Source organism: Streptomyces sp. NPDC001108 (genome assembly GCF_053598535.1).
The window spans coordinates 85,411-101,462 of record NZ_JBSFKL010000018.1 but is presented as its reverse complement, the minus strand read 5'-3'; the positions used below and the strand labels follow the sequence as shown (position 1 = coordinate 101,462).

The window sequence follows — 16,052 nt, the reverse complement described above, 5'->3', positions numbered from 1 at the left end:
GCCGCGTACGACTCCCTGGCCGCGCACTCCTCTGCCGGCAAGCACTGACGAAGGCGTCGGCCAGGGAGCACATCCGCCCCGTACACACCCTCACACAAGGAAATGCGACATGAGCGCACGCAGATTCGAGCTTAGCCGACGCGGATTCCTCACAGGATCACTGCTCATCACCGCCGGGACGGTCCTGACGACCGCCTGCAGCACCGACCCCGACGGCTCCTCCTCGGCCGGCACCACCCTCAACGTCTGGTACCACGCCTACGGAGAAGCCGGTGCCCAGCAGGCCGTACTCCGCTACGCCAAGGAGTTCACCAAGGCCAACCCGGACGTGGCCGTCAAGGTGACCTGGGTTCCCGGCGACTACGCGGGCAAGCTGAACGCGACCCTGCTCACCGACGCGGCCCCCGACGTCTTCGAGATCGGCGACTTCAGCGAGAGCCTCGCCCGCCGCGGCCAGATAGCCGCTCTCGACGAGCTGTACGGAGACGCCAGGAGCGACTTCAACACCAACGCCATCGAGTCCGTCACCGTCGACGGCAAGCTCTACGGCGTCAAGATGGTCGACGACGTCATGATGCTCTACTACCGCAAGAGCGCCCTGGCGAAGGCCGGGATCAACCCGCCCACGACCTTCGACGAACTGGCCGCCGCGGCCAAGGCCCTGTCCACGGGGAAGAGCAAGGGCCTGTTCCTCGGCAACGACGGGGTCGGCGACTCCGCGATCCTCTCCGTCTGGTCCAACGGCGGCGACCTCGTCAGCCCCGACGGCAAGGTGGAGTTCGGCTCGGACCGGGCCCTTGAGGCGCTGAAGGGACTGAAGCGCCTGCACGACGACAAGTCACTGCTGCTCGGTTTCACCACCGACTGGTGGGACCCTTCCGCGCTCACCCAGGGCGTTGTCCCGATGCAGTGGAGCGGCCTGTGGGCGATGCCCGCCGTCTCGTCCGCCCTCGGCGACGACTTCGGTGTGCTGCCCTGGCCCGCGTTCGGGGCCGGCGGCACCCGGGCCGTCCGGGTCGGCGGCTGGTCCAGTTGCGTCAACGCCAAGGGCGGCAAGGTCGCCGCGGCCAAGGAGTTCGTCCAGTGGCTGTGGATCCGGCAGTCCGGGCTCCAGCAGGACTTCGGCGGAAGCTACGGACTCCACGTTCCGCCGCGCACCTCCGTCGCGGCGACCGCGAAGAAGCTGGCCACCGGCCCCGCCAAGGAGGCCGTGGGCCTGGCCTCGAAGTACGGCAAGCACAACCCGGGGACCTGGGACACTGCGGTCAGCAGTGTCTTCAACGGCGCCGCGGCCAAGATCGTCGGCGGCCACGGAGACCCGGCCGCGCTCCTGGCCGCCGCGGCGGAGAAGGCGCAGCACGAGATCGACAAGCAGCTCGGCCGGTGAACCGGATGGCTCCGGCGACCCACGACACGCCGATATCCTTGCGGGCCCGGCGCTCCGCGGCCACCCCGCCGGGCACCGCCCGCACCACACGGGCCGCTCGTCCTCGCGTGGGCCGGTCCGGATGGATCGCGTTCGTGCTGCTGACCGCGCCGACACTGATCGGGCTCGGCGTCTTCAAGTACGTCGCGATCGGCTGGAGCTTCCTGCTCAGCTTCAGCGACGCGCGCGGCACCATCGGCCTCGGCCACTGGGTCGGACTCGACAACTACCGCACCCTCCTGGCGGACCAGGCATTCCGCGACTCACTGCTCCAGATCCTCCTGTTCACCGCCTTCATCGTGCCCGTCACCTTCGCCGCGTCCTTCGGACTGGCCCTGCTGGTGCACCGCATCCGGCGCGGCCGGGCCCTGCTGCGCACCACCTTCCTCGTGCCGGCGGCCGTCTCGTACGTCGCGGCGTCGCTGCTGTGGAAGATGTGCCTGTTCAACGGCCTGCCGACCGGAATCGCCAATGTGGTCGGCGGCTGGTTCGGAGCGGAACCCGTGGCCTGGCTGCAGACCACCTCACCACCGCTCTACTGGATCGCCCTCGTCACCCTGCGCCTCTGGCTCCAGGTCGGTTTCTACATGGTGCTCTTCCTGGCCGGACTCCAGGCCATTCCCAAGGAACTCTACGAGGCCGCCGCACTCGACGGCGCCAACGGCCGACGGCTGCTGACCGGAATCACCCTGCCCATGCTGCGCAACACCTCCGTCGCCGTACTGATGCTGCTGTTCATCGCCGCCTTCCAGGCCTTCGACGAGTTCTACAACCTGTTCAACAGCGGGCTCTCCGGCACCGGAGCCGCCCCTGTGCAGACCCCGCTCGTCCACCTCTACAACACCGCCATGGGCAATCAGAACTACGGACTGGGCTCCGCCGGAGCCTTCGTACTGACCGCCCTCATCGTCGGAGTGACCCTGGTCCAGGGACGGGTCACCGGATTCGGCAGGGGCGAGGAGTGAGAGACGCATGACCACCTCGCCCGTGCTCGACACCGCGCGCACCCTCGCCCGCGGCCTGCTCGTCGGCCTCCTCACCCTCGCCTTCCTGACGCCCTTCTACCTGATGCTGCGCAACTCCCTGATGGACGCGCAGGGCCTCACGGCGCCGGGGTGGACATGGTGGCCGTCGACGATGCACTTCGAGAACTTCACCGACCTGTTCGGCGACCCCGCCGTCTCCATGGGCCCGGCCCTCGGCAACTCGCTGCTCATCGCCGGTGTCACCGCGCCGGTCTCCACCCTCCTAGCCTCCGCCGCCGGCTACGCCCTCGCCCGGATCCCCGTTCCGGGACGGGGGGTGATGCTCGGCCTGGTGGTCGCCACCCTGATGATTCCCGGCTCGGTCACCTTCGTGCCGACCTTCGTCGTCGTCGGCTCCATGGGCGGTGTGAACACTCTCTGGGGCATCATCGTGCCCGGCCTGTTCAATCCGTTCGCGGTGCTGCTGTTCCGCAACTTCTACCTCCAGTTCCCGAGCGAGATCGAGGACGCCGGACGCATCGACGGCCTGGGCTGGCTCGGCATCTACCGCAGGATCGCGTTGCCGAGCTCCGGGGCGATGCTCGCCTCCCTGGGGGCACTGTCCTTCATCGAGAGCTGGAACGCCTTCCTGTGGCCGCTGGTCATCGGCCAGGACCCCTCCGCCTGGACCGCGCAGATCGCCCTGTCCACCTTCCTCACCTCGCAGACCATCAACCTGCCCGGACTCTTCGCCGGCGCCGTCGTCACCATCACCCCCCTGGTCGTCATGTTCCTCGTCGCCCAGCGCCACATCGTCGAAGGCATCGCGACCAGCGGCCTCAAGGGCTGAACCACCGCAGCGTTCCGCACCAGACAGGCACCATTCCCCCACCCGTACAAGGAGCCTCTCCGTGACACCTCGCATCACACCGCTCCGACGCGTGACCGCGGCTCTCGCCACGTCGTCCGCGCTCCTCCTCTGCTCCCTCGCCCCCACGGCCGCCGCGGCCGATCCGGCGACGGCTTCGGCGTCGGCGCCCTCGGTCCTCACCGGTGCCCAGCTCGCCGCCTCGTGGACCGGCCCGCTCTCCACCCGGGACCGGTACGTCGTCGACGCCGACGGGGACCGCTTCAAACTCAAGTCCGGCAACTGGGCCGGCGCCCAGGGCACCTGGCAGGGCAGCGGCGACGTCAACGACCCGGCGAACCACCAGGCGCGGCAGATGTCGCACAACATCCCGCTCGGCCTCGACCGGAAGCCGATCTCCCGGATCCTGGCCGATTTCCACGCCCTGGGCCTGAACAGCATCCGGCTCCCGTTCGCCAACGCGCTCATCCACGACACGAGCACCGTCCCGGACTCGGCCGTCACTGCCAACCCACAACTCAAGGGGAAGACCCCGCTGCAGGTCCTCGACGCCGTCGTCGCGTCCCTGACCGCGGACGGCTTCGCCGTCATCCTCAACAACCACACCACCAGCTACCGCTTCTGCTGCGGGCTTGACGGCAACGAGCGCTGGAACAGCGGTCAGACCACCCAGCAGTGGATCGACGACTGGGTGTTCCTCGCCAAGCGCTACCGCGACGACAAGCGGGTCGTCGGAGCCGATCTGCGCAACGAGGTCCGCCGCGACACCTGGAACGACGCGAACTGGGGCTGGGGCGACGACCACGACCTCAACAAGGCCCTGGAGGAAGCGGGCAACAAGATCCTCCAGGCCGATCCGGACCTGCTCATCGTGATGGAGGGCATCAACTGGCAGGGCATCCCGACCGACATCACCCCGCACGGCCGCCCCACCCTCACCCCGGTCGCCACCCTGTCCAACACCCTGATCCGCTCCGACAAGCTCGTCTACGCGGCCCACTTCTACGGCTACACCGGCCCGAACCACACCGGCGCCACCGGAACGGGCGAGACCCACGACCCGCGTTACGAGGAACTCACCCCCGCACAGCTCGCCCAGGTCGTCGACGACCAGGCCCTGTTCGTCACCCGGTCCGGCCAGCACTTCACCGCTCCCGTGTGGATCAGCGAGTTCGGTGCCGCCGGCCGGGGCGACCTCGATGCCAGGGAACGCGCCTGGTTCGCCAATTTCACCGACATCCTGGTGAAGAACGACACCGACTTCGCCATCTGGCCCCTGGTCGGCTGGACCGACGCGAACGGCACCCCCCAGGACAACTGGGCCATGGTCAACTACAGCGCGGACGGAACCCGGCTCGGTGTCATGGACACCGGCGACTGGCGCGCAACCGCCTGGGACAAGCTGGTCAACGCCCCCGGCCGGACCGGTCCGATCGCCTCCGCACCCCGCTGGAACATGCTGAACCTGGACTACGCCGACTACAACGTCTCCGCCACCAAGCTCGCCGGACCCGACTGGTCCGTCGGCAACCGCAAGGGCAACTGCCCCGACACCCAGCGCCTCGTCGGCCTCGGCCGCAGCGACAGCAGGGGACTGTGCACCGACGCCGGCCAGCCGGTGAAGGGCGCCGGTTCCTGGACCGTCGTCACCGACGAACGGTACGTCACCGGCGGCGACTGGGCGAGCGGCTACAGCAAGCTCCAGTGCCCCGCCAACGCCTTCGCGGTCGGCTACAGCGTCAACAAGAGCGCCATGGCGGCCCTCCTGTGCGCCCCGGCCGTGGCATCCCTGCCCGTCAACGGCCGCGCGGTCTGGTTCGACAACGGCGACAACCGGCCCGCAACCGGCGGATCGACCGGCAGCGACTGGGCCCCGGGCCACTACAAGGGCCAGTGCGCCGACACCGAGTACCTCGCGGGCGTCGCCTACACCTGGAAGTGGAACCACGGAGGAGTCCCCGACGCCCTCCTGTGCCGCCCGCTCGGCTGAACCAACCGGATTCGTACCCCCTGAGGAGCACCACAGCCATGCCCCTGCTGGAGATCGCCGACGACGGCTTCCGTCTCGACGCCCGACCGTTCCGCATCCTCTCCGGAGCACTGCACTACTTCCGCGTCCATCCGGAGCAGTGGGCCGACCGACTCCACAAGGCCCGGCTGCTGGGTCTCAACACGGTCGAGACCTACGTCCCGTGGAACCTGCACGCCCCGTACCGAGGGGAGTTCCGCCTCGACGGAGGTCTCGACCTGCCCCGGTTCCTCGACACCGCGGCCGCCGAGGGACTCCACGTCCTGCTCCGGCCCGGCCCGTACATCTGCGCGGAGTGGGAGGGCGGAGGACTGCCCTCCTGGCTGCTCGCCGAGGAGGGGACCGTCCTGCGCAGCAGCGACCCCCGCTTCCTACGGGAGGCCGACGCCTACTTCGGATCGCTGCTGTCCCCGCTCCGGCCCTACCTGGGAAGCAACGGCGGGCCGATCCTCGCCCTCCAGGTCGAGAACGAGTACGGAGCCCACGGCGACGACACCGCCTACCTCGCCGAACTCGCCGCCATGCTGCGCCGCCACGGCGTGGACGTCCCCCTGTTCACCTGCGACCAGCCCGCCGACCTGGTGCGGGGCAGCCTGGACGGGGTCCTGCCCACCGCCAGCTTCGGCAGCCGGGTCGCCGCCGGACTCGCGGCACTGCGCGAGCTCCGGCCGCACGGACCGCTGATGTGCACGGAGTTCTGGATCGGCTGGTTCGACCGCTGGGGCGGCGTACACACCCGCCGCGACCCGGCCGACGCCGCCGCCGACCTCGACCGGCTGCTCGCCGCGGGTGCCTCCGTCAACATCTACATGCTCCACGGCGGCACCAACTTCGGCTTCACCAACGGAGCCAACGACAAGGGCACCTACCGGCCCACCGTCACCTCCTACGACTACGACGCCCTCCTGGACGAGGCCGGTGACCCCACCCCCAAGTACGTGGCCTTCCAAGAGGTCATCGCCCGCCACACCTCTGCCCCCGCCGAGCCACTGCCTCCCGCGTCCCCCAAGGCCGCCTTCGGCCCGGTGGAGCTCACCCCCACCGCCGGGCTGCTGGAACAGGCGGACGCCCTCGGCACCCCGGTGACCGCCGACCGGCCCCTGACCATGGAGGAACTCGGCCACCCCTTCGGATTCGTCCTCCACGAGACCGAACTGCCCACACCCGGGCCGGCCGTCCTGCACGTCGAGCGGGTCCGCGACCGCGCCCAGGTCTTCGTCGACGGCCAGCCGGTCGGCGTCCTGGAACGGGAGAACCACGAGCACACCCTCGTCTTCACCGTTCCCCGCCCCGGAGCCCGCCTCGCCGTGCTCGTGGAGAACCAGGGACGCGTCAACTACGGTTCCGGGCTCCATGACCGCAAGGGCCTTCTCGGCCGCACGACGGTCAACGGCACTCCGCCCCCCGCCTGGCGCAGCCGCGCCCTGCCCCTCGACCGGCCCGACGCCTTCCCCCACGGGTCCGCGGACCCGGGCCGTCACCCGGTGGGCCCGGCGTTCCACCATGGCGTCCTCACCGTGGACGAGCCCGCCGACACCTTCCTCCACCTCGACGGCTGGACCAAGGGCGTCGCCTGGATCAACGGCTTCCCCCTGGGCCGCTACTGGTCCCGGGGGCCCCAGCGCAGCCTGTACGTTCCCGGGCCCGCGCTCAGACCCGGCCCCAACGAGATCATCGTCCTCGAACTCCACGCCACCGCCACCCTCCGCGTCCACCTGCGTGACACACCCGACCTCGGGCCCACCGAGGAGTGACCGTCGTCCCACGGAGCACACCATGCACAGCGACCGACGTTTGACCGAGCAGCGGCTCGACCGCGTCCTGAACCAGTGCATCCGTCCGGCCGTCCACGCCCGCGCCAGACCGCTCCCGGTGGAGATCTGGAACGCCCGTCGGTAGACGCGGAATCCAACCGGCCGGAGCCGTCGCAGCCCACATCGCTCCAGCCGACGCTGCGCCCGTTCGAAGTCCGTACCCTCCGGTTCGGGCTCCGGCCCCGTCCATGACCCCGGCCGGCCACCTCGGCCCGATCCAACCGAGCACACGATCCAGGAGACCTCGTGCACACCGTACTGCGGGCCGTCCTCTTCGACATGGACGGCACACTCGTCGACACCGAGCGCCTCTGGAGGCAGGCGGTCGAGGAGGAGTCCCTGAGCCTCGGTCTCACCCTCACGGAGGCGGACCTCCCACACGTGACCGGCCGCGCCATTGAGGACACCGCCGCCCACCTCGCCGCCCGCACGGCCGGCCGGACCCGCCCGGCCCGGCTGGCCGCTTCTTTGGAACGCCGCTTCACGCACCTCGTGCGAGGCGACGTGGTCCCGCTTCCGGGAGCCGAGGCCCTCCTCGCGGCGCTCGAAGCTGCAGGCGTGCCCACGGCCCTGGTCTCGGCCTCGCCCCGCCCCGTTGTGGACACCGTCCTCACCGCCCTGGGGCGCCACCGCTTCACCACCACCGTCGCCGCGGGTGAAACCGTCCGCACCAAGCCGTTCCCCGACCCCTACCAGGCGGCCCTGACCGCCCTGGGCGCCCCACCGGCCGGCTGCGTGGCCGTCGAGGACAGCCCGACGGGCATCGCTTCGGCGGAGGCCGCCCGATGCACGGTCCTTGCGGTTCCCTCCGTCACCGCCGTCCGACCGGCCCCGCACCGCACGGTGGTCCACAGCCTGCTGGACGTGGACCTCGCCCTGCTCCGGCGCCTGGTCGCGAGGGGATGAGAGAAGGGAATCCCCGTCCGGTCGGGCGACCGGACGGGGGCTCGGTGAGGCGGACGGACCGGGTCAGGGCTTGACGCGGACCACCTGCGGGTCGTGGTCGGAGGCCTGGACGGCGAACTCGCTGTTGATGTGGACGACGTCGTAGCGGGTCTGCTGCTTCTTGAACGCGGGGCTGACCAGGATGTGGTCGAGCACCTGCGAGTTGCCCTGGTAGACGTACGAGTAGCGCTCGGAGGCGGGCAGCTCGTTCACCAGGTCGCGCAGGACGCCGTCCTTGGTGAGGGTCTGGAGGGCCGGAGAGAACTGGTAGTCGTTGAAGTCGCCGAGGGAGACCACCCGGGCGCCCGGGTCGGCGGCCAAGAGCTTGGCGACGAAGGCGTGCTCGACCTCGGCCTGCTGGGCGCGCTGCACCTCGGAGCTGCGGGCCGGGGCCTGGAACCGGCTGTCCAAGCCCTGGTCGCCGCCCTTGCTGTTGAAGTGGTTGGCGATCACGAAGACCGGCTTGTTGTGGAACATGAACTGGCCGACCAGCGGCTTGCGGCTGCTGTTCCACGCCTCGTTGCCCGGGTCGATCCGGCCCGGGGAGGCGGTCAGCGAGGCGCGCTTGCCGGTGCCGGTCACGCCCACGGCGGTGGTGGCGTCGCCGCCGGGGATGTCGGTGAAGGAGACGCGGTGCGGGTTGAACAGGAAGACCTGGCGGATGTTGCCGCCGGGCTCGCCGCCGTCCTTGCCGTCCACCGGGTCGACGGAGCGCCAGTCGTACGCGGGGCCGCCGGCCGCCTTGATCGCCTCGATGAACTTGGCGACGGTGGCACCGGCCGCGACCGTGCCGTCGTTGACCGGACCGTTGTCGTCCTGGACCTCTTCCAGGGCCAGGATGTCGGGCGAGCGCAGGTTGGTGACGACGCCCTTCGCCAGCTCGGCGAACTTCTCGTCCGGGTCGCCCGGGTCGAGGTTCTCGACGTTGTACGTGCCGATGGTCAGCTCGCTCGGGAGGGCGCGCTGGGTCACCTCCCGCTGCAGCCCGCCCGACTCGACGGCGCCGAGCCGGTCCGCCTGCACCGCGTATCCGCCGAACTTGGTGTAGTCCAGCGGGCCCCCGGTGGCCCCGGTGAGCCGGTCGCCGACATCGGCGACCGGGAAGTCGGCGGCGGCGCCGAGCGACTGGACCAGCAGCCGGCCGGAGTTCTGCCGGTCGTAGCCGAGATACACGGAACCGCCGCGCGCCGACCGGGGGTCCTGCTCGCGGGCGTTCACCCACAGCTCCTGGTACGCGTTGCTGGCCTGCGTCACCGGCACGTCGCGGACCTCGACGTTCATGCCCTCCAGCGACTCGTACAGGTCGAGCGCGTGGGCGTCGGGCCGCAGCGGCAGGGACTCGATCGAGCCGCCCGCCATGTCCGGGGCGTACACCGCCGGGATGACCGAGCCGTCCAGGACGACCGGGGCGGGTACCGCGTTGCCCGAGGAGACCACGGTGGTCTTGGGGCCGGAGAGCTCGGTGAGGGACTGCGAGCCGCCCGAGCTGTTCGGGTAGTACTCGGTCACCTTGGCCGTGACCAGCACCGAGTCGCCGACCTTGACGGCCGGTCCGGAGCCGCCGGTGTAGACGAAGACGCCCTCGCTGGTGGCCGGGTCGGCGTCCGGGTTCGGGTCCTGGAACCAGAAGCCCTTGGTGCCGTACGTACGGACGCCGGTGACGATGCCGGGCACGCCCACGACGGTCTGGCCGGCCATCGGCGAGACGCGGGTGGCGCCCTGGATGTCATGGATGCGCACGGTGCCGGGCTCGGTCGGGCCGGTGCCGCCGTCGCCGCCGGGGGTCGTCTCGCCCTTGCCGTTGACCGGGGTGGGCGCGCCGGCCTGGAAGTCGGCGGCGTTGTCGTCGGTGTCGGCGAGAGAGGCGGCGCGGGCCACCGAGGCGCTGTTGGAGGCGCCCGCGGCGGCGCCGGAGCCCTCGTGGACCACGGCGTTGCCGAAGCCCACCAGGTCGACGATGCGCGGATCGGCGGCGCAGTCCGCGGCGGTCTTGCAGGCCAGCGCGTCGGTGCCGCTGACGAGCGCGACGGTCCCCGCGGTGCCGGACAGCGCCAGGCTGCCCGAGGCGTCGGCGGTCGGCAGGTTCACGGTGCCGCCCGTGCCCGCCGCCTCGGCGACCAGGTAGCGGGCGCCCGGGGCGACCGAGCCGCTCAGCGGGGTGACCCCCCACTTGCTGCCGGCGCTGGGCGTGCCCGGCAGGTACTGCACGCTGTAGCCGACCAGGCCGAAGGCGGCCCCGGACGGGTTGGCGAGTTCGATGAAGTCGTTCTTCAGCGTCGCGCCCGAGTTGCCGCCACCGCCGTACACCTCGGCGATGACCACGCCCGTGGACGGGGCGGCGACCGCGCCGGGCAGCGGGACGAGCACCAGCGACGCGGTGACCGCGGCGGGCAGGGCGGCGCGCAGCAGTCTGCGGCGGGAGCGGCGGTTGGGGAGGGGACTGGGCACCGTTGCGGCACTCCTTCATGGCAGGACACAGCCCGGTCGCCGCGGCGGGCGCCGGGATCGGTGAGGGATCGTCAAGGTGGTGACGGGGGGACGCCGGACGGCGTCTCGCGCGGATCCAGAAGCTGAAGATACGCGCGTAGAACATGGCGTAACAAGGCTTCGGACATGAACTTTTCGTCACCTTTCCCGGCCGGCCCGGTCGCTGTTCCCGCAGGTCGGGCCGGGGCGCACCGGACTGTGCGGCATCCCGCACGGCTCGGCGGCCGATCCGTGCCCGGACTTCCCCCACCCGGAGACGCCCCGAGTGATCGAACTCATGTCCGCCCCCGGTGCGGTCGTTTCCGAGGGACGACGAGTGCGCAGGATCTGTTCCGGGCGAGCTGTGCCAGGGCGTGACCGAGTGCCGGCCCCGTGACCGCACCGGCTTGGCCATGGGCCCGTGGACGCGAGGAGACCTGTGCCCGACGCGCTCCCGGGGCGGCGCGGCAGACCCCCGCCCGTCCGGCCCGCCTCGACTCTTCACCCCCCCACCGCACATTCGACGGAGGAGCATTGCGCAAGGTTCTGAGTACCCTGGCGGCCACGATCGCCGTGGTCGCCGCTCTCCTGGTGCTGGTCCCCCCGCACCCGGGCGCCCGGCCCGAGGCGAGAACGGCCACGGCCACCGCGCTCGACGGCGCCGAACCGGCCGGGGCCACCGCGGGCGCCCACACGGTGACGTTCGTCAACAGCACCGGCAAGAAGATCTGGGTCGGCTCCACCGTCAACGCCGACGGATCCAGGAACTTCGGATCGTTGCCGGTCCTGGAGCCCGGACAGTCGGCGACGGTGACCGTCTCGGAGGACGAGGCCCCCGGCCACTGGCGCGGCACGTTCTTCGCCCGCATGGGGTGCGGCGGCGAGTCCGGCAGCACCTTCCACTGCGAGCTGGGCGACTGCGGCGCCTTCGCCGACCACTGCGCGCCGGACACCGGTGAGCAGCCGGTGAGCCTCGCCGAGTTCAACTTCGACCCCGGCGACGACATGGCGCCCTGGTACGACGTGAGCTATGTCAACGCCTTCTCCGTACCGGTCACGATCACCCCCACCGAGGTCTCCGGCTCCGGTGGCGGCTGCGGCGAGGTGGGCTGCGCCGAAGGCCTGCTGCCGAAGTGCCCCGCCGACGACCTGACACGGTGGAGCGACGGCACACCGAAGCTGTGCACCAACCCGAACCGCGATGCCAAGACCCCCTACAGCGACATGATCGCCACCAACTGCCCCAAGGCGTACGGCTGGTCGAAGCAGGACCAGGAGCCGGGCAACCAGGTCATGCAGCAGTGCAGCCGATGCGGCGGCTTCACCGTCGAATTCCACCGCGGCGCCTGAACGGACGGGAGCGCACCATGCGCAGAAGAAGCATCCTCACCGCCGCGCTGACGGCCCCGCTCGCCCTCTCGGCCGCCGGCCGCGCCACGGCGGTCGCGGCCCGGTCCGGCACCCCGGGGACGGCCACGGACCGGATCGCGGCCCCGGCCACCTCCGACGCGAGGAAGAAGGGCGTGAGCGCCTGGAACTTCGACGGCGTCGCCCAGGACCTCGCCGACTCCGGGGCCGGCTGGTTCTACACCTGGTCCTCGGGCAGATCCGGGATCGCCGCTCCCGACGGCGTCGAGTTCGTCCCGATGATCTGGGGCCCGGATTCGGCGACCGACGCCGAGCTGGACCAGGCCAGGCAGCAGGGCACGACCCTCCTCGGCTTCAACGAGCCCGACCATCCGGGGCAGGCGGTCATGAGCGTGCAGCAGGCGCTCGACCTGTGGCCCCGGCTGCAGTCGACGGGCCTGCGGCTCGGCGCGCCCGCCGTGGCCACCGGCGCGGACAGCGCGGACGGCTGGCTCGGCCAGTTCCTCCGGGGCGCCGCCGACCGAAACCTCAAGGTCGACTTCCTGCCCGTCCACTGGTACGGCGCCGACTTCGACGCCACCAACGCCACCGACCAGCTGCGCGGCTACCTCCAGGCCACCTACGACCGCCACCACAAGCCGCTCTGGCTGACCGAGTACGCTCTCATCGACTTCTCGTCCGGCACACCGAGGTACCCGTCGCGGGATCAGCAGGCGGCCTTCGTGCAGCAGTCGACGGCCATGCTCCAGAGCCTGCCGTTCGTCGAGCGGTACGCCTGGTTCACGCTCTCCACCGGCCGCGGCGACGGCACCGGACTGTACGACGGCACGACCGCCACCCAGGTGGGCGCCGCCTACCGCGCGGCAGGGTGAGCCGTATCCCCGCCCCGCATCCCCGCAACGGAAAGGCAGCAGCCATGCTCCGTTCTCTCCCTCTCGCCCGTCTGGCCGTCGGCGCCACGGTCCTCGCCGGGGTGGTCGCCGCCGCACCGGGCGGCTCCGCCGCGCCCGCCGTCCCGCTCGCAGGCACCTGCTGGGCGACGCACTACGGCCCCATCCCGCCCGGCTCCTACACCGCCAGCGGCGAAATCTTCGACAACAACGCCGACACCACGGCGACCTCGCTCACCCGCGATCCGCAACTCCCCTTCAACACACTGGTGAAGGTCACCAACACCGCGAACGGAGCCTCCCTCGTCGTCCGCGTCAACGACCGGGGCACCTTCGCCCAGACCCCGCAGGAACCCAAGTGCCTCGACCTCACCGACGGCGCCTTCCAGCGCCTCGGCGGCGTCATCGACCCGGACCAGGGCCACATCGAGGTGACGGAGGAAGTCCTGCCGTAGCGACCCGCCACGGGAGGAGGAGGGCGCCTGACGGACCAGAAGCCCGGGTCAGGCGCCCCTTCCCGGGCCGACCGTCAGGTCGGCGGGCCGTCAAGGCCGCTGAAAGCCCGTCGGTCGACGTTCGCTTCTCGCGGGTCACCGAGGGGCGGGGCGCTTCACGCGGCGGACCGGACTTCGATGGCGTGGCCGAGGGCGGTCTGCTCCTCGTCGGGAAGGCGGCGCTCGGCGTGGAGCATGCGGAGGGCGGTGGTGATGCGTTCCTCATCCTCGGGTGTTCCGAGGCTGCCCATGTACGGGGGCAGCAGCAGGCTGAGGGCTTCGAGGTCGGTGCGGGCGCAGAGCGTGGTGAGGAGCGGGCCGACCGGGTCGTCGTGCCGCTGTGGCGCGGGCCGGGCAGTGGCGCGCAGTCCTGCGGCGATGCGGTAGCGCAGCCATTGGTTGTGGGGGCCGGCCGGGACGTCCTCGATGTGTTCGGCGGCGGCCTCGAAGTGTTCGCGGGCCCGCTCGATCTGGCCCAGGTCCCGGTGGGCTCGGGCCATGTTGGCGTGAAGCGAGGCGTAGAAGCCGCGGACACGCGCGTCGCCGACCCGGTCGGCCCGGGTCAGGCACTCCTGGTTCCAGCGCAGGGTCTCCTGCGGGGTCGGCTGGTGCCGGGCGAGGTAGTGCGCGGCGATGCAGGCGTCGTAGTCGTCCTCGGCCGCTTCCCACGCTTGTAGGAACAGCACCCGTGCTCGGACGTCTCGTCCTTCGGTCTCGGCCTGCATCCCCTGCGCGCACAGCTGGATGACGGTGTTCTCCGGGGCGGTCACGGTTCTCCTGAGGTGATGGGGGGTGATGGTGGGAAAGGATCAGATGGGGGCGTCGAGAGCGACGGGCATGACCAGCGTGGTGAAGCTGCCCTGGTCTGCGGAACGCAGCACGACAGGCTGGTCCACGGCGGAGATCTCCAGCAGCACGTCGGGACCGACACTGGCCTCCAGAGCGGGAGCCAGGACGGCGGGATCGAACCCGATCCGCCGGGGCAGGTGCTCGTGGCAGACCGCGGGCAGGGTGACGGCGTCGGAGTGATCGGCAAGGGAGACGACCAGCTCATCGTCGGCGAAGCTCAGAGCGATGCGTGCAGCCTCTCCGTAGCTGTTGACCGCGTCACGGAGGGTCGGGCGATCCACGATCACGCGGTATTCGGTCGGGGCCAGGGCCGAGAGCATCCCGCGGTAGGCGGGGAACAGGTCATCGGTCGTCACCAGGACACGGGACTCTGCCGTACCGCGTGCGCGGGCGCCGTCCGGTCCGACCTGGATGGTGACCTCGTGGACTCGCGCCGCCCATTGCCCGAACTCGATCAGGTCGGCCGCGTGCACCAGAAGGCGGCAGGGACCTCCGTCGAGTGCGGTCGGCCTCAGGACGCGCATCGACAGGCGATAGCGATCGGTGGCCACCAGACGGACCTCGCCGTCACCGATCTCGATGAGGACGCGGCCCAGCGCGGGCAGTTCCACGTCGGAAGCCGCAGCCGGTACCACCTGGCGTACCGCACTGGCCAGCTCCGCACCACCGATTCGCGCTTCCGTCATGCTGTCCGCGGTCGAGAGGGAACGCAGGACCACGGCGATGGCGTCCTCGGCCGTCCGTGTCCGCTCCCGCATCCTCTCCAAGTGCCGCTCCAGCACCTCTCTGCCCTCGTGTTCGGGCCCGTCGAGCACCACGGTGACCTCAGCCAGCGGCAGTCCCGCTTCTCGCAGACCGCGCAGGAGGACGGCCCGGGCCTCCTGCGCAGGGCTGTAGAAGCGGTATCCCGTCGCCCCGTCGACCCACGCCGGCCGCAGAACGCGGCAGTCGTCGTAGAAACGCAGGGCGCTCGGAGCGAGACCGACCCGCCGCGCGAAGGCGCTGATGCTCAGTAGTTCCGTGGTGCCGTCCATGGCCCCGATTGTCGACGTTCATCCCACTTGAAGGTCAACTCGCCCTTCGGCCGGGTGCCACGCCACCACCGGGCACAGGAGCTCGACCACTTGGGCATGCTTCCTCCCAGCCGGAGCGCCCAGGGCTTCGAGTGGTTGCCCGCCGTGACACCTCCCGCCGAAACATTGGCCAAATCTTCCCGCCCGATCCGCTGCTCCTGGGGCCTCCGGGCCCGCCTGGCCGTTTCGGGTGCGAAACCGCGAGAAGCCCCGTTCCCGGGTCCGACGGCGGTGCTCCCGATCAGTCGGCTCCTCGGCGAGCGGGTCCAGGGGCGGGCCGTCCTGCCCGACGCCTGTCCGGTGAGGGCGCCAGTCCCTCGCTTGATGCCCACCGACTGGAACCCGGCCCGGCGGTAGTCGCGGAGCGCCACGGCGTTGGCGGCGGGACGGTGGTCGGCCGGTGACGACCGCGTTCCCGCATCGGCACGTGGTCGGCGTGCCCACCGCGTCGGAGCACAGCCGTTTCCTGGGATGACGTACCATCAGAACCGTGCCGGCGCGCGCATGGTGGACACCCGGCTGGGCCTCTGCTCGAACCGGATCGGTTCGACGGCCACTCCCTCGACGACAGCGGCGGGCATGTGCTCCCAGCCGTCCCGGAGCGATCCCCACGGTGCCCCCGGGCCCCGCGCGATCCTGCCGAGGATCTCGTCCTCGTCGTTTGACACGGGTCGCGGTACGGCCTTGCTTCCGGTCGGCCCCATGTCCCGCACCATCGCACGGAGTTGTTGCGGGTCGGACCACGCGATGCGGTTGCAAACACGCGTGACGATGCAGGTTCCGGCACGAGGGAAGATCTTCACCGGTTGGCTGGTATTCACTGATGCCCGTCGTCCGGAGCGCCGGACTGGACGTACCGAGGGCG

Annotated in this window: 14 protein-coding genes; 10 read left to right on the top strand and 4 right to left on the bottom strand. The window is 70.9% G+C overall.

What is annotated here, in order from left to right; translation table 11 throughout:
* Positions 1-109: 109 nt before the first annotated feature.
* The 7 genes from ACWC97_RS29710 to ACWC97_RS29680 all read left to right on the top strand — a co-directional run bounded on the left by ACWC97_RS29710 (position 110) and on the right by ACWC97_RS29680 (position 8,008).
* The gene (locus ACWC97_RS29710; protein WP_450652629.1) at positions 110-1,387 is read left to right on the top strand and encodes an ABC transporter substrate-binding protein; all 1,278 of its coding nucleotides are present in this window, start codon (positions 110-112) and stop codon (positions 1,385-1,387) included.
* 5 nt (positions 1,388-1,392) lie between these two features.
* Positions 1,393-2,391 (top strand): carbohydrate ABC transporter permease, encoded by a 999-nt coding sequence (locus ACWC97_RS29705; protein WP_450652627.1) that lies wholly within the window; start codon positions 1,393-1,395, stop codon positions 2,389-2,391.
* 7 nt (positions 2,392-2,398) lie between these two features.
* Positions 2,399-3,241: a carbohydrate ABC transporter permease gene (locus ACWC97_RS29700; RefSeq protein WP_352279151.1), complete on the top strand. Its 843-nt coding sequence runs from the start codon at positions 2,399-2,401 to the stop codon at positions 3,239-3,241.
* Between the two features lie 61 nt (positions 3,242-3,302).
* Positions 3,303-5,249, top strand: a complete 1,947-nt coding sequence (locus ACWC97_RS29695) for a glycoside hydrolase family 5 protein (RefSeq protein ID WP_352279149.1) — start codon at positions 3,303-3,305, stop codon at positions 5,247-5,249.
* A 38-nt stretch (positions 5,250-5,287) separates the two neighbouring features.
* Complete coding sequence (locus tag ACWC97_RS29690) at positions 5,288-7,042, top strand: glycoside hydrolase family 35 protein (RefSeq protein WP_450652625.1); 1,755 nt, start codon at positions 5,288-5,290, stop codon at positions 7,040-7,042.
* A 22-nt stretch (positions 7,043-7,064) separates the two neighbouring features.
* On the top strand, positions 7,065-7,187 hold the full coding sequence (locus ACWC97_RS29685) for a hypothetical protein (RefSeq protein WP_352279146.1): 123 nt from the start codon (positions 7,065-7,067) through the stop codon (positions 7,185-7,187).
* A 161-nt stretch (positions 7,188-7,348) separates the two neighbouring features.
* Complete coding sequence (locus tag ACWC97_RS29680) at positions 7,349-8,008, top strand: HAD family hydrolase (RefSeq protein ID WP_450652623.1); 660 nt, start codon at positions 7,349-7,351, stop codon at positions 8,006-8,008.
* A gap of 63 nt (positions 8,009-8,071) precedes the next feature.
* Here the strand turns inward: ACWC97_RS29680 and ACWC97_RS29675 are convergent, their stop codons facing one another.
* Positions 8,072-10,495, bottom strand: a complete 2,424-nt coding sequence (locus ACWC97_RS29675; protein WP_450652621.1) for an endonuclease/exonuclease/phosphatase family protein — start codon at positions 10,493-10,495, stop codon at positions 8,072-8,074.
* Positions 10,496-11,047: 552 nt separating this feature from the next.
* Between ACWC97_RS29675 and ACWC97_RS29670 the strand changes: the two genes are divergently transcribed.
* From ACWC97_RS29670 to ACWC97_RS29660, 3 genes are read left to right on the top strand one after another with little or no spacing between them, the layout of a single operon-like run.
* Positions 11,048-11,863 (top strand): thaumatin family protein, encoded by an 816-nt coding sequence (locus tag ACWC97_RS29670; RefSeq protein WP_450652619.1) that lies wholly within the window; start codon positions 11,048-11,050, stop codon positions 11,861-11,863.
* Positions 11,864-11,880: 17 nt separating this feature from the next.
* On the top strand, positions 11,881-12,753 hold the full coding sequence (locus ACWC97_RS29665; protein ID WP_450652617.1) for a glycoside hydrolase family protein: 873 nt from the start codon (positions 11,881-11,883) through the stop codon (positions 12,751-12,753).
* Between the two features lie 44 nt (positions 12,754-12,797).
* Positions 12,798-13,226: a septal ring lytic transglycosylase RlpA family protein gene (locus tag ACWC97_RS29660; protein WP_450652615.1), complete on the top strand. Its 429-nt coding sequence runs from the start codon at positions 12,798-12,800 to the stop codon at positions 13,224-13,226.
* Between the two features lie 155 nt (positions 13,227-13,381).
* On the opposite strand, the gene ACWC97_RS29655 is transcribed toward ACWC97_RS29660, so the two are convergent.
* The 3 genes from ACWC97_RS29655 to ACWC97_RS29645 form a co-directional block, all read right to left on the bottom strand.
* On the bottom strand, positions 13,382-14,035 hold the full coding sequence (locus tag ACWC97_RS29655; RefSeq protein WP_450652613.1) for a hypothetical protein: 654 nt from the start codon (positions 14,033-14,035) through the stop codon (positions 13,382-13,384).
* Between the two features lie 39 nt (positions 14,036-14,074).
* The gene (locus ACWC97_RS29650) at positions 14,075-15,148 is read right to left on the bottom strand and encodes a DNA polymerase III subunit beta family protein (RefSeq protein ID WP_450652611.1); all 1,074 of its coding nucleotides are present in this window, start codon (positions 15,146-15,148) and stop codon (positions 14,075-14,077) included.
* 521 nt (positions 15,149-15,669) lie between these two features.
* Positions 15,670-15,855 carry a hypothetical protein gene (locus tag ACWC97_RS29645; protein WP_352279136.1) on the bottom strand — a complete coding sequence of 62 codons (186 nt, stop codon included), beginning with the start codon at positions 15,853-15,855 and terminating at the stop codon, positions 15,670-15,672.
* Between the last annotated feature and the right edge of the window lie 197 nt (positions 15,856-16,052).